The sequence below is a fragment of the Avibacterium sp. 21-595 genome, assembly GCF_023611905.1.
GTDB lineage: Bacteria > Pseudomonadota > Gammaproteobacteria > Enterobacterales > Pasteurellaceae > Avibacterium.
The window spans coordinates 378,843-398,639 of sequence record NZ_CP091455.1; the positions used below are offsets into that span (position 1 = coordinate 378,843).

The window sequence follows — 19,797 nt, forward strand, 5'->3', positions numbered from 1 at the left end:
TTTGACCGCACTTAATGAAATAAATTAGCGAACAATATCGCCTTTCAAGGCAACACCGCTCATTAGATTTCCTGCGTGACATTCATATTGCGTTGTGCTGCGATAAGGGTTTTTCTTATAGAAGCTGATGATATTGCCCACTTTCGTGGCACGATGTTTTTTTGCCGTATCTTGGAATTGTTTCACTACGGTTAGGAACGCCCATTGGCAAGATTTCTCATCACTTTTATTTGCTGCATTTGTTTTACGATTACTGACCATACCTGCTTTTACGGTCGAACCCGGTGCAGGTCTGCCGAAATAGAGTTTAATTTTGGGATCTAATACCTCTTTCGCTTCAGGGGAATTCAACGCTTCCTGAATGGAGTAATAATGAGTGGTATCTCTTGGTGCGCAAGCAGCAAGTAAGAGTGTGGTGAAAGCAATGGCAAATTTTACTGAATGTTTCATAATTTTTCCTTGTTTTTATTAGATAGATTAAATACCTTAATTTGATCTTATGTAAACGGTTGCTTTGTGTTTGGTAATTTAGCGTAAATTAAGGTAAACTTCCACAATATTTTTTATTAATAAATGGTTAGGTTTTTATAATGAAAAAATTATTCTCAATTTGTTTCTGTGCCGTCACTTTAGTAGGGTGTGCAGCAGGGATTAAGGATTCGCAACCTGTGCAATTAGCGAGTCTTAAACAGCCATTATGCGTTACCGCAGATTTGCGAAAAGCACCTGAAGATTTTTCTGACGCAATTTTAGCGAGCTTAAAAAAACGTGGTATTAAAGCACGCTTTGTTAAATTCAATGAGTTAGCAAGTTGCGAATCTATTTTAAAAGCGAATGTTCGTGGTAACCGTGCCATTATTGCCCGTGCGAGTTTAAAAGTTCAACAAGATAAGCAAGTGCTTGGCTTTGTTACTTATAGAAGAGGCGGTGATGAAGCGGAGCGTGTAAAAGAAGTGGGTTTACAAGGTCAAACCGATTTAATGATTAACGAATTATTTCAATAATATTCCCTATTCTTAATCGTAAATTTGCTGAGTTTCTTACTGAGATATTTAAAGGATGTGACGATGAAAAAATTGCTTGCAATAAGCTCATTAGCGTTCGTTTTAACTGGTTGTATGTCAGCAGATCCCGTACCAGTTCCTGTGCCATTGCTAAAACAGCCATTGTGTGTAGCCGCAGATTTGACACACGCACCCGTGGGTTTTTCTAATGCTATTTTGGCGAGTTTGCAAAAGCGTGGAATTCGTGCATATTTTGCTAAACCAAATGAATTAGCAAACTGTAGTTCCATTTTAAGAGTGAGCTTGCGTAATAACCAGACTATTATTGGGCGAGCTCGTTTGACTGTTGAGCAAAATAATCGAATTGTTGGTCTTGTTGCGTATAACAAGCGCCAAAATCGAGTGAAGCTGGATTTACAAAGCCAAACTGATGTAATGATTAACACATTATTTAGATAATAATCAATGAACACCGCAATTTGTCAGTTTAATTTTTCGCTAAGAGGATGGAAAGTGGTGACTAACCGTGAGCTTTCCCCCCAAGATTGGCAATTAGGCGAACAACATTGGAGGCAAAATAGCCACTTATGGCAACCTTTTGCTCCTAAGTTAGCCTTTTTACCCCCATTAAAACGGCGACGTTTAAGTGAATTGGCGCGCTTATTTTTTGAAGCAGCGTGGGATCTTATGGAAGAACAGCCTAATATCCCCGTGGTTTATGCTTCTGCGAATAGTGAAATTAATCGCAATTTTGCTCTGTGGCATAGTCTTTTAAGCGAAGGTGATATTTCACCCACATCCTTTAATTTATCTGTGCATAATGCGTTGGTTGGACAATGGTCAGAAATGCGCCAAGTAAAAGCAGAAACCACGGCAATTATGGCACAACAAGATAATTTAGAAGTCGCATTACTTGAAGCTTACTTATTGTTGCAAGAAGGACAACAACGAGTGCTTGTCGTCGTGGCAGAATCGCCATTGGCGGAACAATATAATGCACAACCTGTGGTTCGTCAGCCTTTTGGTTATGCGTTAGCCTTAGTCGTAGAAAAAGGCGATCAATACCAACTTAGCTTACATCGTGCTGAGGAAGGCGTTGAACCCGCACAAAAGTGTGGTGACAATGCGTTATTTTGGGTGCAGCAACAATATTTAGACCAATCTCAGTGGCAAACGTTAAGCTCCCGTGGAGAGGTTTGGTTATGGCAGAAAAAGTAGATTGGTTACGCCGTTTTCTTGCTACCGCCATAGGTTTCGCTTTTTGGGGCGTTGCAGGAACATTATTGCAGTTGATTCTATACCCTTATGCACGTCGCCCACAAAATTTAGCCACACAATTAAAAGTGCGTCGTTTTGTTGGGAAAATTTGGTATTATTTTATTCGCTTTTGCGTTTGGAGTGGTGTGCTAGAAGTAACCTATCAGGGGTTTGAAAAATTAGGACGTGCGGGACAATTAGTGATCGCTAATCATCCTTCTTTACTTGATGTCGTGCTTACTTTAGCGAAAACGCCAGAGTTAAATTGCATTGTAAAACAAGATTTATTACACAACCCCACAATGCGAAATCAAATTCTGGCTTGTGGATTTTTGCCGAATACGGAATCTCTTGAGCTGTTAGAACAATGTGATAACGTGCTGAAAGAACAAGCAATTTTGCTTTTCCCTGAAGGAACAAGAACCGGTTGGGATGGCGTGGTAAAACTGAACCGTGGTGCGGTATCAATTGGTTTACGCAGTGCGAAAATTATTACGCCGGTAGTGATAAAAATGCGTCCACTGAATTTCAAGAAAGGGCAACCTTGGTATCAACTTCCTAAAACGCGCATTACTTATACGCTTTCTGTGGGCGATGATATCGATCCACAAATTTGGCTTGCTGAAAAGCCTTTACCTTTGGCGGCACGTCGCCTAACACAATATTTAAACGATTATTTTAATTCTCAAACTCAATAAAAGGATAAATAAAATGGAATTAGAACAACAACTTAAAAATATCATTATCGAAAGTTTAGCATTAGAAGACATCAGCCCAGAAGATATTGAAAATGAAACATTGCTTTTCAGTGATGAGGGCTTAGGTTTAGATTCCGTTGATGCACTTGAACTCGGTTTAGCTGTACAAAAAGCCTTTAATTTACAATTAGATAGTGAACAGCACGCGTTACGCGATCACTTCACGAATGTTAATACTTTAGCCGCCTTTATTCGTTCACAACAAGGTTAATAACGATGATGACAGAACAACAAATTCAGGGCTTACTCTCTGAGGCTTTGGTTTCTCTCTTTGAAATTGATCCAAATAAAATCACACCAGAAACCCATCTTTATGAAGATCTGGAAATTGATAGCATTGATGCCATTGATTTAATTGATTACATCAAACGTAACACGGGATACAAAGTGAAACCTGAAGATTTTCGCAATGTGCGTACCGTAAATGATGTGGTGCAAGCCGTGTTAAAAATGAGCCAACAAACCCAACAAGCCACTGACGATTCACAGAATGCCTAATTATACGGAACACAGCCTTATCGCTACACAACCTGATTGGCGTTATGGCGACTTTGCTTATAAAGCGTTACAAATGGCACAAGCTTTCAAACAGCAAAACGTGAAATCTATCGCTGTTTGGCTAGAAGACGGTGCCAATCTTGCCTGTACCTTACTTGCCGCGTGGCAGGCTGATGTACGCGTACTTTTTCCGCCTAATTTAACTGAAGAAAGCCTTGAATGGGTTGCTCAGCACGCGCAGTTTTGGTTATGTGATAACGAGGCAACACTGCCTTCAAAAGTATCCTTTGGTGCGTTTGGTCAGGATAGGGTTATTCCAAAAGAAGAAAAATTTGCACCGCACTTTGATCGTAATGCACAAACGGAAATTTGGCTGAAAACCTCTGGCAGTACAGGAGAAGCAAAGACCATTGTCAAAACGGCTCAACAAATGTGGCGAAGTGCGCAAGTGTTAGCCGATGCTTTACCGTTTCCTGCAGATAATCAGTGGCGTGCAATTAGCACCGTAAGCATTCAGCACGTTTATGGGTTAACCGTGCATATTATGATGGCTTTAGTGTTAGGGTGGCAAATAGGACGTAAGCAACTGTTTTATCCTGAATGTATTAAGTCGGCACTTAACCAATCAGAAAATGCGGTGTTAGTGAGCAGTCCTGCGATGTTATCAAGTATTGCTTGGGATAAAATGGCTATGCCAGCAAGTTTGCAAGGTGTGGTTTCTTCAGGCGGTGCATTGGCTGATGACGTATCAACGCAAATTCGTACGGCAATTCACGCCCCTGTGGTGGAAATTTATGGTAGTACGGAAACAGGGCCTATTGCTATCCGTGATGATATTCATCTTTGGCAACGGTTGCCAAAGAGCCAGCTCGGACAAGATGAACAAGCTGCCTTGTGGATTGAAGCCGATTGGATTTCTGGGCGTGAGCAAACGGCAGATGTCGTAGAATTTGAAGGCTCGGGTTTTCGTTTACTCGGACGCTGTGATCGCATTGTAAAAATCGGCGATAAACGCACATCTTTAGTGAGTATTGAACGTCAATTATTGCAGCATCCTTTTGTAGCGGATTGTTATATTGCACGTCATCCAGAACAAAATCGTTTAGCCGCTTGGGTAGGATTGACGGAAGTGGGCATTAACGCCTTTCGTGAACAAGGCCGTCGTGCAGTCATTGCACAACTGAAACAAGCCGTAGCAGCAAATCAAGATAAGTCAGCTATTCCACGTTTTTGGCGTTTTACTGATAAATTACCCCGCAATAGTCAATCGAAAATTAATAAATTAGCCTTTAATCAGATTTGTGTGGAAACTGTGCTTGATCCCATTTGGTCAGCGCCAGCGTGTGATCAGAATCAATATGTGATAAAAGGCAAAGTGCCGTTGGAATTGCGTTTCTTAAAAGACCATTTCGCTGAATTTCCCTTAGTGCCGGGGGTGATCGAATTACAATGGATCAGCGAAAAAATGCAAGACTTTTTAGGGCATACCCCAACGTTTTCGAGCATTGATCGTTTGAAGTTCCAGCATTTTTTACGTCCAAATGATGAGTTTGAACTTTCGCTTACTTGGCAACCTGAAAAGCGACGAATGGCTTTCCAGCTCAAGGTAGCAGAAGAAACTTGCTGTAGTGGTGTAGCAATTTTAACGGAATAATATAATGAAAGCTTTCACTTCCGTTCTTATCACCTTATTCCTTGCAATAAGTGCGGTGGCTTTTCCCATTTTTTTTTGGTGGCAAGGGGCAGATAGCCCCATTTTATATTATCTACCGTGGGTAATGGCACTCTTATGGGCGGTGAAAGGATGGCAACAACCCCCATCAACGCAGCGTTATTTTTCCTTTTGCTTAGCGTTAATTTTAGCGGTGATTGCCGGCACGCGTGCTTTAGTGGGAATGTTTTGGTATCCAGTGATTATTAACGGATTAATGTTGCTATTGTTTGCAAGCAGTTTATGGCAATCGCAGACTTTTGTAGAACGTTTAGCGCGCTTACAAGAGCCAAATTTAACCGATAAAGGTGTGCGTTACACCCGAACCGTAACCCAAGTGTGGTGCATTGTTTTTATTATTAATATTGTGGTGACGACTGCACTCATATTGGGACAATATTATGATTATTGGGCATTATATTCAGGGGTGATTTCCTATGTATTCATTGGATTGATTATGGGCATTGAATGGATCATTCGACAACGAGTAAAAAAATATCATGCAAATTAATTTTTCAGCAATCAAGGATATTACCTTAAATCCGCCTTGGTCAAAGCAAGATTTTACCTTACGAGCTTGGCAAATTAGTCAGCAATTACAACAGCAACAGGTGCATAGCTTAGGCTTATGGCTTGATGATGCCGCACAGATGGCGTGCGTGTTGTTGGCGTGTTTTCAGGCAAAAGTGCGCGTGTTATTGCCACCTAATTTATTAGCAGAAAACCAACAATGGCTTGCACGAGAAAATGCAATGCTGATGGATAATGAGCGTGTTGCTGCCTTCGGTTTAGAACAACAGGTAGAAGCAGAAACCCTCGCGCAACCGTTAATTGATCCTGATTGTCAAAGCGAAATTTGGCTTAAAACCTCAGGCAGTAGTGGCGAACCAAAAGTTTTGATCAAAACAGCGAAAAAAATGTGGCAGGAAGCACAAGCTATTGCTGACACTATCAAGTTTTCAGCGGATAGGCCACTTTATGTGGTATCAAGTGTCTCCGCGCAACATCATTATGGTTTATCCTACCGTATTTTCTTACCGCTCTATCTTGGTTGGTCTATCGCTCGTTTGCAATACCATTATCCCGAATATTTGATGAGCGAAAGTTTACAAGCAGAGAATGTATTGTGGGTGAGTAGCCCTGCATTGCTTACTCACCTTAATTTAAAAGATACCAAACTGGCTCGTTGCGGTATTCGTGCTGTCATTTCAGCTGGTTCTCCTTTGCCTTCAGAGACCGCACAACGTATCCACGATATGCTAGGTTGCCGAATGATCGAATGTTACGGTAGTACTGAAACTGGTGCAATCGCGTTTCGAGAACAAGAGACGTTATGGACATCGACAGTGGTAACAAAGGTAGGATTAACAGAAAATGAAACGCTTTGGGTTAATTCGCCTTGGCTTGATAAACCAGAAATTATGGCTGATATGGTACAAATGCACGGCGAGCGCTTTTTACTGTTAGGACGCACTGACCGCATTGTAAAACTGGGCGACAAACGTATTTCTCTGGTCAATATAGAACAAGCCTTGCAGCAGCATTCTTGGGTCATTGATTGCTTTGTGGCAAAGCACCCAAATCAGGCTCGTCCTGCGGCTTGGGTCGCGTTAACGGAAGAAGGATTGAAAGTTTACCGCACTCAAGGGCGTAACGCGGTGATTCATTCACTGCGCCAACACCTGAGCCAAAATCAAGAAGCGGCAGGCTTACCCCGTTTTTGGCGTTTTACCGACAAATTGCCACGCAATAGTCAATCAAAAATTTTAAACGCTGATTTCGAGCAAGTTTTTCTTAGCCAGCAAGAGGAATTCGCTAATGAATAAACAGGTAATTGTGCTTATCCCTCATTACAATCATTCAACCACGGTTAGCGCTGTTGCAAATCAGCTACGCCAACTTGATTTGCCCGTGTTGATTATTGACGATGGCTCAACAGCTTCTCATAAAACCGTACTGCATACGCTTGCTCAGCAAGAGGGTATTCAAGTCCATTTTTGCCCACAAAATGGGGGAAAAGGGGCGGCAATGAAAGTGGGATTTCAATTAGCGTGGGAACAGGGTTTTGCCTATGCCGTACAAGTCGATGCAGACGGACAGCATCAGCTTTCTGATGTGGCAATCTTTTTGCAAAAAAGTGCTGAAAATCCCACCGCACTTATTTGTGGGCGTCCAATCTATGGTGAGGATGCACCTAAGGCTCGTTTATATGGTAGAAAAATTACCGATTTTTGGAATGCTATCCACACCCATTCACGCGATATTTTAGATGGAATGTGTGGTTTTCGGCTCTATCCTGTGGAAGCAATGATCAATTTATTGAAGCAGGAAAAAATTGGCGATCGTATGGATTTCGATATTGAAATTATTGTCAAAGCCCATTGGTATCAAATCCCAATGGTATGGGTGGATACCCCCGTTCGTTATGATAAGAATGGCACATCTCATTTTCGGGCTTTTGCGGATAATTGGAAAATCAGCAAAATGCACACCAAACTTTTTTGGCAGATGGTATGGCGAATGATACAAGGCAAGCCGTTATGAGCCAAGCAGATAAACATTGGGCAAAACAGCAGGAGCGTGGAACGCGTTTCTTTCTCAACTTAACACGCTTGATTGTGGCATATCTGCCTTTGTGGGCGATCCGCATTGCTACCTTTGTCGTGGTGAGCTATTTTTTTGTTACATCAAAGAAAGCCCGCCAATATATTGCGGAATATCAGCAACGTTTATGCCAAACTTTTCCTGACACGAGGTTACCTCGTTGGGCGGTTTTTCGCCAGTTTTTAACCTTTGGTGTCGCGATTACCGATCGCTTTGCGGTGTGGCAAAATAAAATTCATTATCGTGATTTACACATTGATGATGCGGATAATCTTTATCACGATATTGATCATCAAAACCGTGGGCAAATTTTATTGTGTTCCCATTTTGGTAATATTGAAATTTGTCGCGCGTTAGTAGATAGTGGACATCACCCTAATTTTGTGCTGAATGTATTAGTGCATAGTCATCACGCTGAGGCATTCAATGACGCCTTAGAAAAAGCCGGCGCTAAAGCCCTTCCCGTTATTCAGGTAATGGATTTAGATGCACAAAAAATGTTTGAATTGCACCAACGGTTAGAGCGAGGTGAATGGATTGCCATTGCCGCTGATCGGATTCCGGTGCGTGGTGATAAAACCGAAAAAGTCAATTTTCTTGGTAAGTCAGCCGATTTTCCGCAAGGGGCTTGGTTGCTTTCGGCATTGCTCAAAGCACCACTTAATACGGTGTTTTGTGTGAAGTCGCAAGGGCGTTATCAATTAAAACTTCGCCGATTCAGCTCAGCCATTTCAGGACGAGGTATTGCCCGTCAGCAACACATTCAGCAGGCAATGCAACAATATGCTGATGTCTTGGCGCAAGCGTGCCGAGAACAGCCATTGCAATGGTTCAATTTTTACGATTTTTGGAATGACGAACAAAAATGAAAACAAAAAAACATATTTATTGCCAACATCAATCTGATTACGAGATCCCATTTTTTGATGTGGATTCCGCACATATTATGTGGCACGGGCATTACATCAAATATTTTGAAATGGCACGCTGTGCATTGTTAGAAGAGATTGGTTACACTTACGATCATATCCGTGCCGACGGCTATGGTTGGCCCATTGTGCAACTGAATGTGAAATACGTTCGTCCGGCACTTTTTCGCCAAAAAATTCGTGTTACCCTTTCGGTATTGGAATACGATACTTGCCTACGCATCGACTATGTAATTAGCGATTTACAAACAGGCAAAAAACTCACCGTAGCCAGTACGACACAAGTGGTGGTGGACGCCAAAACGGGCGAGATGCAATTAGAAGCAACGGAAAATTGGCGAAAGGCGTTTGAGGCATATAAAGGCTTTCAACCTCTCGCTTAATTGGAATAGGAAAGATGAAAAAATATTTTGCGTTATTATTATGGATAGTCAGTTTGCCTCTTTGGGCGTTTTCTGAGCAAGATCTTATCGCTCAACTTCAGCAAAGTCATACGGTACAAGGAGATTTTGTACAGCAGCGTTTTCTTAAAGCATTGCCACAACCTATTGAAACTAAAGGAAACTTTACATTAGTAGCAGAAAAAGGCTTGTTGTGGCAAATGACACAGCCTTTTCACACAGAATTACGGATTACCCCACAGGGTATTGCGCAATGGAGTGGGCAAGGTTGGGTTGCTAACGGAAATATGGCGCAATCGCAACAAATTCGTCTGTTTTTAGGCTTGTTATCGGGGGATTTGTCGGGGCTAAAAAGCCATTTTGATTTTGCATTAAGTGGTAATGCCAAACAATGGACATTGCAACTTACGCCAAATTCGCTCTTAATGAAACAGATCTTTACTTCAATTATTGTACAGGGAAATCAGAGCGTAACGGCAATGCAACTGAATGAAGTACAAGGTGATAGCACAAAAATTTACTTTCAGCATATTCAGCTTAATCAGCCATTATCATCCGCGGTGAAACAAGCACTAGAATAGAAAAATGAGTACCTAAAATGTCGCAGTCAGTCAAAACATCAAAATTTTCCACCGCACTTTTTTCTATGGCAATTCGTATTGCGTATGTAATGAGCTTGGTGTTTTGCATAATTACACTGGTGATGTTTATTTTGCGTGGTAATTGGCTGCAAACTGATTTACAAGCATTATTGCCAGAAGATCAGCAATGGCAAACCATACAACAGCAAGTTGATAAACAGCAAGAACAGCGGTTAAATGGGAAAATCATTGCACTGATTGGTGCAAGCTCGCTTGATAATGGGATTCAACTTTCACGGGAAATTGCTCAACGTTGGCGTCAGAGTGGTTTATTTCGTCAGGTGAACAGTGAGTTCCAGCCTGATCTTAATATACTTCGCCAAGCAGTGAAAACCCTCGCTTTTGCCACGTTACCCGCCCATATTCGCACTCAATTAATTCAGCAACCTCATCAATATTTCCAGCAATATGCGCAGCAAATGAGCAATCCTTTTGCAGCACAAAGTATATTGCCGTTGGATCAAGATTGGCTCGGTTTTGGACGATTTACGCTTGCACAAGCACAGCCACAGAGTAATGTACAATGGCAAGCAGAAAGTGGTGTGCTTAGCGTGAATGGGCAGGGAAAAAGCTGGATATTATTACAAGGGGAATTAACCCCTCAAAACTGGCTTACTCCCCCTTTAGCATTGCTACAACTGATTGAACAAAATCAGCAACTTGCGCACTCACAAGGGGCAGAAATGAATATCACAGGCGCAAGCCTATTTGCCTTGCAAGCCAAGCAAAGTGCAGAGCGAGAAAGCCAATTAATGAGTGGCTTTGGGGTGGGATTAACCTTAACGCTGTTGCTGGTGGTATTTCGCTCGCTACAAGTGTTATGGTTATTTTTACCTATTGTGGCAGGTGTGTTAGTGGGCGTGGTCGCAACCCTTGCTTGGTTTGGGCAAGTGCATATTTTAACCCTCGTCATTGGCACAAGTTTAATTGGCGTATTGATTGACTTTCCATTGCATTGGCTTTCTGGCTCATTGCTTTCTCACCGTTGGCAAGCAAAGCGAGCAATGCAAAAACTACACCTCACCTTTAGTGTGAGTTTATTGGTCACGTTGCTAGGTTATGCGTTGCTTGGTTTTACTTCATTGCCTATATTACAGCAAACCGCCTTATTTTCAGCGGCGGCGTTACTGGCAGCGGTGCTGTTTACGCAACTTTTATTACCCGATTTTTTTCTCCATTATCAGAATAAACGCCCAACAAAGTTGTTATACGCTTTTTATCAAGTGCGGCGCTTTTTTCAAATGTTTTTGCTTTACCGAAAAGCCTTGATAGGCATATTCGCCCTCTTTGTTGCGGGAGGAATTGTCCAATCTAAGTGGCAAGATGATATTCGTCAGTGGGTGGCATTATCACCGAATTTAGTTAGCCAAGCACAAAAAATTGGTGAATTAACAAGAATGCAATTAAGTGGGCAATATTTTTTAGTTTTAGCGGAAAATGACGAAAAATTACTCGAAAAAATCACCGCACTTGATCGTCAATTAGAACAAGCCAAACAGCAACAGCAGCTAGAAAGTTATCAATCTTTAAGCCAATGGCTAATGAGTGAAAAACAACAACGTATTTTCGCACAACAATTGCAACACTTATCATCACAGGATTATGCACCACTCAGTGCAATGGGTATTCCTGCTGAAATTGTGCAACAACAACTGAAAGGATTAGTTCATCAGCCAGCACTTTCTTTGCAAGCGGCATTGAATACGCCATTAGGACAGGGGTGGCAAAGTTTGTATTTAGGGCAGATAGCGGGACAAAAAGCCGCGATTATCCCTGTTAATAAAGGCGACCACCAAGCCTTATCACAACTTGCCAATCATCACGATATTTTCTGGCAAGACAAGCGTAGCCACTTAAACCAAGCTTTCCAGCAAACTCGTAATCAAGCCGTGTGGCTAAAATTACTTTCTTTTGTCTTAGCAGGTTTATTGTTGTTGCGTTATTTCGGTGCCAAAGCGAGTGGAAAAATGTTATTTGTCCCCGTTTTTGCGGTGCTTACCACCTTGGGGATTTTCGGTTGGCTTGGTTTACCCATCAGCTTGTTTGCAATGTTTGGAATGTTGTTGGTTTCTGCTATTGCTGTGGATTATGTTGCATATTTGCAAAGTGTTTCTGGGTTAAATGCCCATAAGCAATTTGCGATTGTACTTGCTGCAAGTACGACGCTAATTTCTTTCGGCTTGCTCACCCTAAGCCATACGCCCGCTGTGGCATTGTTTGGGTTGAGCGTGAGTATTGGCGTGATCTGTGCGGTGAGTATCGCATTTATGATGTATCGTAAATAATAACAATGACTTTTTAGGGAGCAAAAAATGAGTCAATATGATGTCGCGATTATTGGTGCTGGCCCGTCAGGTTCCGTGGCGGCTGCATTATTAGCAAAACAAGGGGTATCGGTATGTGTATTAGAGAAGCAATATTTTCCTCGTTTTGTCATTGGTGAAAGCTTACTACCTTATTGTATGGAAATTTTGCGTGAAGCTGAATTGCTTGAGGCAGTAAATCGCGAACCGAGTTTCCAATTTAAAAACGGCGCTGCTTTCACTTGGGGCAATCGTTATACTTATTTTGATTTTACCGATAAATTTACCGCGGGGGCTGGTACAACTTTCCAAGTCAGACGGGGGATTTTTGATAAAATTTTAATTGATGAAGTGGCAAAACGTGGCGTTGATGTCCGTTTTGGCAATGAAGTATTAGCTTTTGAAACACAAAATGATGGCGTGCAATTACAGGTGCGCAACGATAAAGGCGAAAGCTACAATTTGAACGCGAAATTTGTTCTTGATGCAAGTGGTTACGGGCGCGTATTGCCACGCTTATTAGATTTGGAGTTACCTTCACACTTGCCAGCCCGAGTGGCGCGTTTCACCCATATTGATGACAATATTGATGATCCTGAGTTTGATCGAAACAAAATTCTTATTACGACTCATCCAGAACACCGAGATGTATGGTTATGGCTTATTCCTTTTGCCGATAATCGTTGTTCTATTGGTGTGGTTGGTTTGCCTGAGACCCTTGAGGGCGATGACGAACAGGTGTTAAAAAAATTTGCATTAGAATGCCCAATGCTAAAACGCATATTAAAAAATGCCGTGTGGGACAATGATTTCCCTTATCGTCATATTCAAGGTTATTCTGCGAATGTAAAAACCTTGCACGGAGAGCGCTTTGCTTTATTAGGGAATGCAGCGGAATTTTTAGATCCTGTTTTTTCATCGGGGGTTACGATCGCATTGCATTCCGCACATCTTGCTGTCCCTTTGATCGTGCGACAACTCAACGGTGATATTGTGGACTGGCAAAAAGAATTTGCCGATCCGCTAATGCTTGGTGTAGATGCGTTTCGCACTTATGTGAATGGTTGGTATGACGGCTCATTTCAAAATGTGGTGTATGCGAAAGATCCACAGCCCGAAATTCGTCGTATGATTTCTTCCATTTTAGCTGGGTATGCGTGGGATAGTGCGAATCCATTTGTGGCAAAATCTACACAACGCCTTGCCGCGTTGGCTGAGTTTTGTGGCACAGCAAGCCAAGATAAATAAAAAAGAGGAAATAAAGTGCGGTGCGATTTTTGAGAATTTTATCCCTGTTCATTGATCTAAAAAGAAATGCTACAATCGAAAAAAGTAAAAAAACAACCGCACTTAATATGATGATAAAAAGAATAAGTCAATGGCGAGCTTGGTTTATTGCTGTTGTATTCTGTGGCGTGATGGGCTGCCAAAGTTTACCACAAGCGCAAAATTTCCCAACCAATACGCCAAGTAGCCAATTATTTAAGATTGAATGGCAAGACGAGCAACATCGCTCTCAGCAACAAAGTTTACTTGCCTTACAATATCAACCTAGACAATGGCGTTGGGTGCAAACCGATCCTCTTGGTGCGCCTTTGGCAAGGGTGGTTTTAACGCCACAAGGTTGGCAAAATGATGGCTTTGTTATGCCAAACCCGCAGGCAAAATGGTTGTTTTCTGCAATAGCAACGGCGTTATATCCAGATTTCCCGCTTTTTCCATTTAGCAAGGTGGAAATGCAAGGTAAGCGACAAGTTTATTTTATTAATCATAAGCCTGTTTGGTCGATTGAAGGGCAATCTCCTGTGTGGAAAATTGATTTAACCGACAATAGCCATTGGCGTGTAACTTTACTAAATTAAGGAATAATGTGAGTAAATTGTATTTATCGCAACCTGCGGTGGTGAGTAGTTTAGGCGAAGGGCTGTCTGCCCATATTTCAACGTTATTATCTGACGCACCTTCTACATTAAGTTTGTGTGATACGCCATTTAGTGAAAATGGATTGCTAGATAATGCACGAATGTATGGCGCAGTGGATGTGCCACTTCGCCCGTTCCCAAAGACTGTTCCAGCAGCGCATCGTAGCCGTAATAATCAATTGTTGTGGCATTGTTTGGCACAGCTGGAAACGCAGATTGAGCAAGCTATTCAGACGTTCGGTAAACATCGCATTGCAGTCGTGGTTGGTACCTCTACCACAGGAGTAGATGAAAATATTGAGCTGTTTAAGCAAGCGGCGGAACATCAAGATTGGTCGAAAGTTCCTTTTAAACAGCAACAACAATATTTCTCTGCACCTGCAGATTTTGTGGCGTGGCAATATGGTTTGAGTGGATTATGTTATGGCATTTCTACTGCTTGTACTTCCGGTGCGAGAGCCTTGATGAGTGCGGCACGATTATTGAAAAATAATCTGTGTGATGCGGTGATTTGTGGCGGCGTGGATACCTTATCCCCTTTAACGATCAAAGGCTTTCAATCCTTATCGGTATTATCCGATAGCCAGACGAATCCACTTTCTGCAAACCGTAAAGGCATTAATATTGGTGAAGGAGCGGCAATGTTTGTGCTATCTAAACAGCCTTTCGGACAATCAGTAGAATTACTTGGCTATGGGGCAAGCAGTGATGCTTATCATATGTCTTCACCACATCCAGAAGGCGAAGGCGCAATTGCCGCATTTCGTGCGGCTTTAGCAAATAGTCAGCTTGCGGCAGATGAAATCGGTTGGATCAATTTGCACGGTACAGGCACTATTCATAATGATCAAATGGAAATTCTCGCTGTGCATAATGTGTTTGGTGAACATACCTCTTGCACTACAACAAAACCATACACAGGACATACATTAGGCGCAGCAGGTGCCGTAGAGGCAGCCATTTTATGGGGAATGATTCATCCTGATTTCAATCCAGAAGGGAAATTACCACCCCAATTATGGGACGGTGAGCCAGATCCTACTTTACCTAAGGTTGCAATTACCGACACAAATAGTCGTTGGCAACAGGAAAAACGGATTGGGGCAAGTAGTTCGTTTGCTTTTGGCGGTAATAATACCGTACTCATTTTAGGAGAATGCGATGTTTGATTTAACCTGCCCAATTACCAATATTGCGCCACTGTTACCGCATAGTGGTGAAATGGTGCTATTACAACAACTTGATGAAGTTGGGGAAGATTTTCTGGTGGCACAAGCACAAGTGAGTGCGGATCATATTTTGCTAAAAAACGGCAAGTTAGCCAGTTTTGTCGGGGCAGAAATTATGGCGCAGGGCATTGCTGCTTGGGCGGGGTGTAAATGCGTTCGAGCAGGGCAACCTATTGGCTTAGGTTATTGGCTTGGAACAAGAAAATTGCATATTTATCAACAGGCTATTCCTGTTGGTAGTACATTAGAAATTCGTATTCATCGCTCCCTTGAAGATGATACCGGTTTTGGCGTGTTTGACTGCCAACTACGAAATAAAAATACAAATGAACTGATTATTGAAGGAACGCTGAATGTATTGCGTCCACCAAAAGAGAGAAAAGTATGACAGATAGCGTATTAATTACAGGTTCTAGTCGTGGTATTGGCAAAGCCATTGCATTACAACTGGCGCAATCGGGGTTTGATATTGTGTTGCATTGCCGTAGCCGACTTACGGAAGCGGAAACCGTTGCCGAACAAATTCGTGCGATGGGACGCAATGCCCGTATTTTGCAATTTGATGTGAGTGATCGTGATAATACCGCACGAAAATTACTGGCAGATGTAGAACAATTTGGTGCTTACTACGGGGTGGTACTGAATGCGGGATTAACCCGAGATAATGCCTTTCCTGCTTTAACGGATGAAGATTGGGATATTGTATTACGCACGAATTTAGATGGCTTTTACAATGTTCTTCACCCTATTATGATGCCAATGATTCGCCGTCGAAAAGCTGGGCGAATTGTATGTATCACGTCTGTTTCTGGTTTAATAGGAAATCGTGGGCAAGTCAATTATAGTGCCTCAAAAGCAGGTATTATTGGTGCGGCAAAAGCGCTTGCGGTGGAATTAGCAAAACGTAAAATTACGGTAAATTGTGTGGCTCCCGGATTAATCAATACAGAAATTTTAGATGAAAATGTGCCTGTTGAAGAGATTCTCAAAGCGATTCCCGCAGCAAGAATGGGGGAACCAGAAGAGGTAGCACACGCCGTTGATTTCTTAATGAACGAAAAAGCAGGCTATATTACTCGTCAAGTTATCGCCGTGAATGGCGGATTATGCTAAGGAAAAAATAATGAAACGCGTTGTGGTAACAGGTATCGGCGGTATTACCGCATTTGGACGTGATTGGGCAAGCATTAAACAGGCTTTTGCGAAACAAAAAAATGCAGTGCAAACAATGGATTGGGGCAAGCTAGATGGGGAAATAGAATCTCGTCTTGGTGCGCCTATTAACCACTATACCCCACCGGAGCATTGGAATCGTAAGCAATTACGCAGTATGGGCAGAGTGGCGCAGCTTTGTGTTGATGCTGCTGAAATGGCGCTAACAAATGCGGGGTTATTGCAAAATGGTGAACTTGATCCTTGCGTCCTCAATGGCAATATGGGTGTGGCAAGTGGCTCATCATCAGGCAGTACCAAAGACATACAAGATCTCGGTTTAATGATGGCAGGTTATCCCAACACCAGTAATGCCAATACTTATGTACGAATGATGCCTCATACTACCGCGGCAAATATCGGTATTTTCTTTGGCTTAAGTGGACGTATTATCCCAACATCAAGCGCCTGTTCATCAGGCAGTCAAGGCATTGGTTATGCGTATGAGGCGATCAAATATGGAATGATCCCAATGATGTTAGCTGGTGGCGGTGAAGAGTTTTGCCCTTCACAAGTCTATGTGTTTGACTCTCTTTATGCCGCAAGTCGCCGGAATAACCAACCACAGCAAACACCACGTCCTTATGATCAAGAGCGCGATGGTTTAGTCATTGGCGAAGGCGCAGGGATCTTAGTATTAGAGGAACTTGAACACGCCAAAGCACGCAACGCAACAATTTTAGCGGAAGTGGTTGGGTATGGCGCAAACAGCGATGGCAGCCATATTACACGTCCACAAAAAGAAACAATGCAACGCTGTATGGAATTAGCTTTACAAGATGCGGGATTACGCCCTGAGCAAATTGGTTATGTGAATGGACACGGCACAGCCACAGAACAAGGTGATATTGCAGAAACCCTTGCCACCGCCGCATTATTTGGCAATGTTTCCCTCAGTTCACAAAAAAGCTATCTCGGACACACACTCGGCGCGTGCGGTGCATTAGAATCTTGGTTTTCCATTGAAATGATGCGCGATAATTGGTTTGCACCAACGCTCAACCTAGATAATATCGATCCACGTTGTGGCAAGCTTGATTACATTCGTCAAGCCCCAAGAGAAATTCACACAGACTATGTAATGAATAACAACTTCGCCTTTGGTGGGGTAAATACATCGCTCATTTTTAGGCGCTGGACGGAAGACTAAGTATATAGTGGATATTTAGAAATAGAATTTTCTGCAGCACAACAAAAAATTCAATGATTTTCAACCGCACTTTATTTTTATACAAAAGAATAAGTGCGGTTGAATTTTTGCGAATTTTTTTCTCTATGAATAAAAGATTAAGCAACGGTTTAACGCTTTTTATGCTTAGGAAAAACCTGCGTTTCTCATTGTGGTTATTAGTCAAACACTACCATTTTGCCAGCAATAGTCGTTAAATTTCCTGCTTTTACTCATTGAAGAAAACTCACACTATATTGCGAGAGGGAATAGCCATTATGTTCATTAGAACGATGATTCAACATCATTGAATCAGAGATGAACGCGTTGGTTAATCAAGTCCTGAAAAATAATAATCTTCGAGTTACCCAGACCATCTTCTTTAGTGTGGTATCGAACTAACATAGCAACTAATGCTATAAAAATCGTATAGAGGACATAAATACTCACATCATTCTTTTTCATTTCTTTTTAAATAAGTGGATGGCATCTAAATAACGCTTTTTATTGAAAATTAAATTTCAAAAACTTCTATTTTTGGGCGTGAAATTTCATTTTGTTGCGAAGATCAAATTTTAGGTTAGAAACCAGATTTTGGCGATTAAAATTATGTAAATAACAGAAAAATGCTTAGATTTCTATTTTTTATAAGTACAGCAGAAAAAAATGTGAGTTTTTATGCATTTTCTTTATTTCTAAATACGAAAATACGATCTAATTCACAATTTTTTAACTTGATGATTGCGACATTTTTCCCTTAATGCTATATATAAAAATAGATGATTTATTTCATAATTATCTAAATTTGAAATTTATATTCACAAAATAGAACCTTGTGCAATATAGTGGTATTTCAGCTTTGTGATCAATCTAACCTTTAAAATAGGAGTAGAAGAATGAAAAAAACACTATTAGTAATGCTGTGCGGCGGATTGTTATTGACATCTCAAGTTGTAATGAGTAAGCAGCTTATGATTGGTGCCCCAATGAATTCTTTCGCGGATAAATGGCAGACATATTTACAAGATTCAATTCGTGATTTTGATGCGAAACACGATGATGTGGAAATTAAATTATCCGATGCAAATGGCGATCCAGCTCGTTTGCTAAATGATGTGGAAACGTTTATCGATCAAAATGTTGATGCTTTGCTTGTTGTACCAACAGATCCAAATATTGTTAAGGTTATTGGACGTAAAGCACAAAAAGCAAAAATTCCACTCATTATTGTTAATCGTAAACCTAATGATGAAGATATGAAATATGTTACAAGTTACGTCGGTTCTGATGAGATTGAGGGGGGACGTATCCAAGCAGATTTTATTGTGAATACGTTAGGTGGCAAATCAGGCAATGCATTAATTTTATTAGGGCCTTTAGGGCAAGATGCAGTAACTAAGCGAACTCAAGGTAATAAAGATATTTTTGCACAACATAAAAATATTAACATCGCGACAGAGCAAGAAGGAAAATGGGAACGTGATAGAGGTTTGAGCATTGCTGAAAACGTATTGGCAGCAAATAAAGATATTAATGTTGTGGTGAGCAACAATGATGAAATGGCAATCGGTGCATTACTTGCTGCGCGTAAACTGGGGCTAAAAGATGAAGATATTCTTATTGTGGGTTTGGATGCCACGCCTGATGCATTGGAATATTTAGGTAAAGGGCTAGATGCTACGGTTTATCAATCAGCTAAAGGGCAAGGGGCAGCTGGAGCAGAAGTTGCGTATTTAGCAGCAAAAGGCGAAAAAGTCCCTGCAATAAAATGGATTCCATTTGAATTAGTTACCCCTGATAAAAAAGAGGAATATCAAGCCAAATATAAATAACACTCATACAGAAGGGCAGAGCTTTGGCTTTGTCCTTCGACTAATAAATGAGATAACTCAAAGTGCGGTTCATTTTTTCGTTATTTTTGGAGTATAAGTGATGTTCAAAAAACTATTCTTCCTATTTATTGGCATTTTCTTTATTCCGACATTATTTGCCAAATCCTTCACTATCGGCGTTTCGATGTATAGCTTGTCTGATACCCCACTTATTAAAGTGACCAAAGGAGAAAAAGTTCCCGCGATAAAATGGATTCCATTTGAATTAGTTACACCTGATAAAAAAACACAATATCTCAATAAATATAAAGAATAGCTCTGATAAATA

The 19,797-nt window shown here is 41.4% G+C and carries 23 protein-coding genes; 22 read left to right on the plus strand and 1 reads right to left on the minus strand.

Annotated features, from left to right (window positions below; genetic code table 11):
* Positions 1–24: 24 nt before the first annotated feature.
* Positions 25–450, minus strand: coding sequence for an excinuclease ABC subunit A (locus tag L4F92_RS01760; protein WP_250351047.1), 426 nt, complete (start codon positions 448–450; stop codon positions 25–27).
* Positions 451–590: 140 nt separating this feature from the next.
* On the opposite strand from L4F92_RS01760, the gene L4F92_RS01765 reads away from it, so the two are divergent.
* The 22 genes from L4F92_RS01765 to L4F92_RS11110 all read left to right on the plus strand — a co-directional run bounded on the left by L4F92_RS01765 (position 591) and on the right by L4F92_RS11110 (position 19,785).
* A complete protein-coding gene (locus L4F92_RS01765) occupies positions 591–1,004 on the plus strand; it encodes a hypothetical protein (protein WP_250363981.1) in 414 nt (137 codons plus the stop codon).
* A gap of 63 nt (positions 1,005–1,067) precedes the next feature.
* A complete protein-coding gene (locus L4F92_RS01770) occupies positions 1,068–1,463 on the plus strand; it encodes a hypothetical protein (protein WP_250363982.1) in 396 nt (131 codons plus the stop codon).
* Positions 1,464–1,469: 6 nt separating this feature from the next.
* Positions 1,470–2,222 (plus strand): beta-ketoacyl synthase chain length factor, encoded by a 753-nt coding sequence (locus L4F92_RS01775; protein ID WP_250363983.1) that lies wholly within the window; start codon positions 1,470–1,472, stop codon positions 2,220–2,222.
* A complete protein-coding gene (locus tag L4F92_RS01780) occupies positions 2,207–2,959 on the plus strand; it encodes a lysophospholipid acyltransferase family protein (protein ID WP_250363984.1) in 753 nt (250 codons plus the stop codon). Before L4F92_RS01775 ends, L4F92_RS01780 begins: the two co-directional genes overlap by 16 nt.
* A 13-nt stretch (positions 2,960–2,972) precedes the next feature.
* A complete protein-coding gene (locus tag L4F92_RS01785) occupies positions 2,973–3,230 on the plus strand; it encodes a phosphopantetheine-binding protein (RefSeq protein ID WP_250351043.1) in 258 nt (85 codons plus the stop codon).
* A gap of 8 nt (positions 3,231–3,238) precedes the next feature.
* Positions 3,239–3,517, plus strand: coding sequence for an acyl carrier protein (locus L4F92_RS01790; protein WP_250351608.1), 279 nt, complete (start codon positions 3,239–3,241; stop codon positions 3,515–3,517).
* A complete protein-coding gene (locus L4F92_RS01795; RefSeq protein WP_250363985.1) occupies positions 3,510–5,171 on the plus strand; it encodes an AMP-binding protein in 1,662 nt (553 codons plus the stop codon). The genes L4F92_RS01790 and L4F92_RS01795 overlap by 8 nt, the downstream gene beginning before the upstream one ends.
* A 4-nt stretch (positions 5,172–5,175) precedes the next feature.
* Positions 5,176–5,739, plus strand: a complete 564-nt coding sequence (locus L4F92_RS01800) for a hypothetical protein (RefSeq protein WP_250351041.1) — start codon at positions 5,176–5,178, stop codon at positions 5,737–5,739.
* The gene (locus L4F92_RS01805) at positions 5,729–7,054 is read left to right on the plus strand and encodes an AMP-binding protein (protein ID WP_250363986.1); all 1,326 of its coding nucleotides are present in this window, start codon (positions 5,729–5,731) and stop codon (positions 7,052–7,054) included. The genes L4F92_RS01800 and L4F92_RS01805 overlap by 11 nt, the downstream gene beginning before the upstream one ends.
* Positions 7,047–7,772 carry a glycosyltransferase family 2 protein gene (locus L4F92_RS01810; RefSeq protein WP_250363987.1) on the plus strand — a complete coding sequence of 242 codons (726 nt, stop codon included), beginning with the start codon at positions 7,047–7,049 and terminating at the stop codon, positions 7,770–7,772. The genes L4F92_RS01805 and L4F92_RS01810 overlap by 8 nt, the downstream gene beginning before the upstream one ends.
* The gene (locus L4F92_RS01815) at positions 7,769–8,701 is read left to right on the plus strand and encodes an LpxL/LpxP family acyltransferase (RefSeq protein WP_250363988.1); all 933 of its coding nucleotides are present in this window, start codon (positions 7,769–7,771) and stop codon (positions 8,699–8,701) included. Before L4F92_RS01810 ends, L4F92_RS01815 begins: the two co-directional genes overlap by 4 nt.
* Positions 8,698–9,144 (plus strand): acyl-CoA thioesterase, encoded by a 447-nt coding sequence (locus L4F92_RS01820; RefSeq protein WP_250351037.1) that lies wholly within the window; start codon positions 8,698–8,700, stop codon positions 9,142–9,144. The genes L4F92_RS01815 and L4F92_RS01820 overlap by 4 nt, the downstream gene beginning before the upstream one ends.
* Before the next feature lie 14 nt (positions 9,145–9,158).
* On the plus strand, positions 9,159–9,743 hold the full coding sequence (locus L4F92_RS01825) for an outer membrane lipoprotein carrier protein LolA (RefSeq protein WP_250363989.1): 585 nt from the start codon (positions 9,159–9,161) through the stop codon (positions 9,741–9,743).
* A gap of 17 nt (positions 9,744–9,760) precedes the next feature.
* Positions 9,761–12,088 (plus strand): MMPL family transporter, encoded by a 2,328-nt coding sequence (locus tag L4F92_RS01830; RefSeq protein WP_250363990.1) that lies wholly within the window; start codon positions 9,761–9,763, stop codon positions 12,086–12,088.
* A gap of 27 nt (positions 12,089–12,115) precedes the next feature.
* Complete coding sequence (locus L4F92_RS01835; protein ID WP_250363991.1) at positions 12,116–13,354, plus strand: NAD(P)/FAD-dependent oxidoreductase; 1,239 nt, start codon at positions 12,116–12,118, stop codon at positions 13,352–13,354.
* A gap of 107 nt (positions 13,355–13,461) precedes the next feature.
* Positions 13,462–13,968, plus strand: a complete 507-nt coding sequence (locus tag L4F92_RS01840) for a DUF3261 domain-containing protein (RefSeq protein WP_250363992.1) — start codon at positions 13,462–13,464, stop codon at positions 13,966–13,968.
* Positions 13,969–13,976: 8 nt separating this feature from the next.
* Positions 13,977–15,197 (plus strand): beta-ketoacyl-ACP synthase, encoded by a 1,221-nt coding sequence (locus L4F92_RS01845; RefSeq protein ID WP_250363993.1) that lies wholly within the window; start codon positions 13,977–13,979, stop codon positions 15,195–15,197.
* Positions 15,190–15,645 (plus strand): ApeP family dehydratase, encoded by a 456-nt coding sequence (locus L4F92_RS01850; RefSeq protein ID WP_250363994.1) that lies wholly within the window; start codon positions 15,190–15,192, stop codon positions 15,643–15,645. The genes L4F92_RS01845 and L4F92_RS01850 overlap by 8 nt, the downstream gene beginning before the upstream one ends.
* Positions 15,642–16,370 carry a 3-oxoacyl-ACP reductase FabG gene (gene fabG, locus L4F92_RS01855; protein WP_250363995.1) on the plus strand — a complete coding sequence of 243 codons (729 nt, stop codon included), beginning with the start codon at positions 15,642–15,644 and terminating at the stop codon, positions 16,368–16,370. Before L4F92_RS01850 ends, fabG begins: the two co-directional genes overlap by 4 nt.
* A gap of 10 nt (positions 16,371–16,380) precedes the next feature.
* Positions 16,381–17,619 (plus strand): beta-ketoacyl-ACP synthase, encoded by a 1,239-nt coding sequence (locus L4F92_RS01860; protein ID WP_250363996.1) that lies wholly within the window; start codon positions 16,381–16,383, stop codon positions 17,617–17,619.
* A gap of 914 nt (positions 17,620–18,533) precedes the next feature.
* Positions 18,534–19,469, plus strand: coding sequence for a substrate-binding domain-containing protein (locus tag L4F92_RS01865; protein ID WP_250363997.1), 936 nt, complete (start codon positions 18,534–18,536; stop codon positions 19,467–19,469).
* A gap of 100 nt (positions 19,470–19,569) precedes the next feature.
* Complete coding sequence (locus tag L4F92_RS11110; protein ID WP_250363998.1) at positions 19,570–19,785, plus strand: hypothetical protein; 216 nt, start codon at positions 19,570–19,572, stop codon at positions 19,783–19,785.
* Positions 19,786–19,797: the final 12 nt, after the last annotated feature.

What these genes read in the sequence shown, in the direction of transcription:
- L4F92_RS01850 (WP_250363994.1), top strand. Translation starts at nt 15,190, where the DNA reads ATGTTTGATTTAACCTGCCCAATTACCAATATTGCGCCACTGTTACCG.
- L4F92_RS01805 (WP_250363986.1), top strand. Translation starts at nt 5,729, where the DNA reads ATGCAAATTAATTTTTCAGCAATCAAGGATATTACCTTAAATCCGCCT.
- L4F92_RS01775 (WP_250363983.1), top strand. Translation starts at nt 1,470, where the DNA reads ATGAACACCGCAATTTGTCAGTTTAATTTTTCGCTAAGAGGATGGAAA.
- L4F92_RS01860 (WP_250363996.1), top strand. Translation starts at nt 16,381, where the DNA reads ATGAAACGCGTTGTGGTAACAGGTATCGGCGGTATTACCGCATTTGGA.
- L4F92_RS01825 (WP_250363989.1), top strand. Translation starts at nt 9,159, where the DNA reads ATGAAAAAATATTTTGCGTTATTATTATGGATAGTCAGTTTGCCTCTT.
- L4F92_RS01770 (WP_250363982.1), top strand. Translation starts at nt 1,068, where the DNA reads ATGAAAAAATTGCTTGCAATAAGCTCATTAGCGTTCGTTTTAACTGGT.
- L4F92_RS01835 (WP_250363991.1), top strand. Translation starts at nt 12,116, where the DNA reads ATGAGTCAATATGATGTCGCGATTATTGGTGCTGGCCCGTCAGGTTCC.
- L4F92_RS01800 (WP_250351041.1), top strand. Translation starts at nt 5,176, where the DNA reads ATGAAAGCTTTCACTTCCGTTCTTATCACCTTATTCCTTGCAATAAGT.
- L4F92_RS01815 (WP_250363988.1), top strand. Translation starts at nt 7,769, where the DNA reads ATGAGCCAAGCAGATAAACATTGGGCAAAACAGCAGGAGCGTGGAACG.
- L4F92_RS01765 (WP_250363981.1), top strand. Translation starts at nt 591, where the DNA reads ATGAAAAAATTATTCTCAATTTGTTTCTGTGCCGTCACTTTAGTAGGG.
- L4F92_RS01785 (WP_250351043.1), top strand. Translation starts at nt 2,973, where the DNA reads ATGGAATTAGAACAACAACTTAAAAATATCATTATCGAAAGTTTAGCA.
- L4F92_RS01820 (WP_250351037.1), top strand. Translation starts at nt 8,698, where the DNA reads ATGAAAACAAAAAAACATATTTATTGCCAACATCAATCTGATTACGAG.
- L4F92_RS11110 (WP_250363998.1), top strand. Translation starts at nt 19,570, where the DNA reads ATGTTCAAAAAACTATTCTTCCTATTTATTGGCATTTTCTTTATTCCG.
- L4F92_RS01865 (WP_250363997.1), top strand. Translation starts at nt 18,534, where the DNA reads ATGAAAAAAACACTATTAGTAATGCTGTGCGGCGGATTGTTATTGACA.
- fabG (WP_250363995.1), top strand. Translation starts at nt 15,642, where the DNA reads ATGACAGATAGCGTATTAATTACAGGTTCTAGTCGTGGTATTGGCAAA.
- L4F92_RS01780 (WP_250363984.1), top strand. Translation starts at nt 2,207, where the DNA reads ATGGCAGAAAAAGTAGATTGGTTACGCCGTTTTCTTGCTACCGCCATA.
- L4F92_RS01830 (WP_250363990.1), top strand. Translation starts at nt 9,761, where the DNA reads ATGTCGCAGTCAGTCAAAACATCAAAATTTTCCACCGCACTTTTTTCT.
- L4F92_RS01810 (WP_250363987.1), top strand. Translation starts at nt 7,047, where the DNA reads ATGAATAAACAGGTAATTGTGCTTATCCCTCATTACAATCATTCAACC.
- L4F92_RS01795 (WP_250363985.1), top strand. Translation starts at nt 3,510, where the DNA reads ATGCCTAATTATACGGAACACAGCCTTATCGCTACACAACCTGATTGG.
- L4F92_RS01790 (WP_250351608.1), top strand. Translation starts at nt 3,239, where the DNA reads ATGACAGAACAACAAATTCAGGGCTTACTCTCTGAGGCTTTGGTTTCT.
- L4F92_RS01760 (WP_250351047.1), bottom strand. Translation starts at nt 450, where the DNA reads ATGAAACATTCAGTAAAATTTGCCATTGCTTTCACCACACTCTTACTT.
- L4F92_RS01840 (WP_250363992.1), top strand. Translation starts at nt 13,462, where the DNA reads ATGATGATAAAAAGAATAAGTCAATGGCGAGCTTGGTTTATTGCTGTT.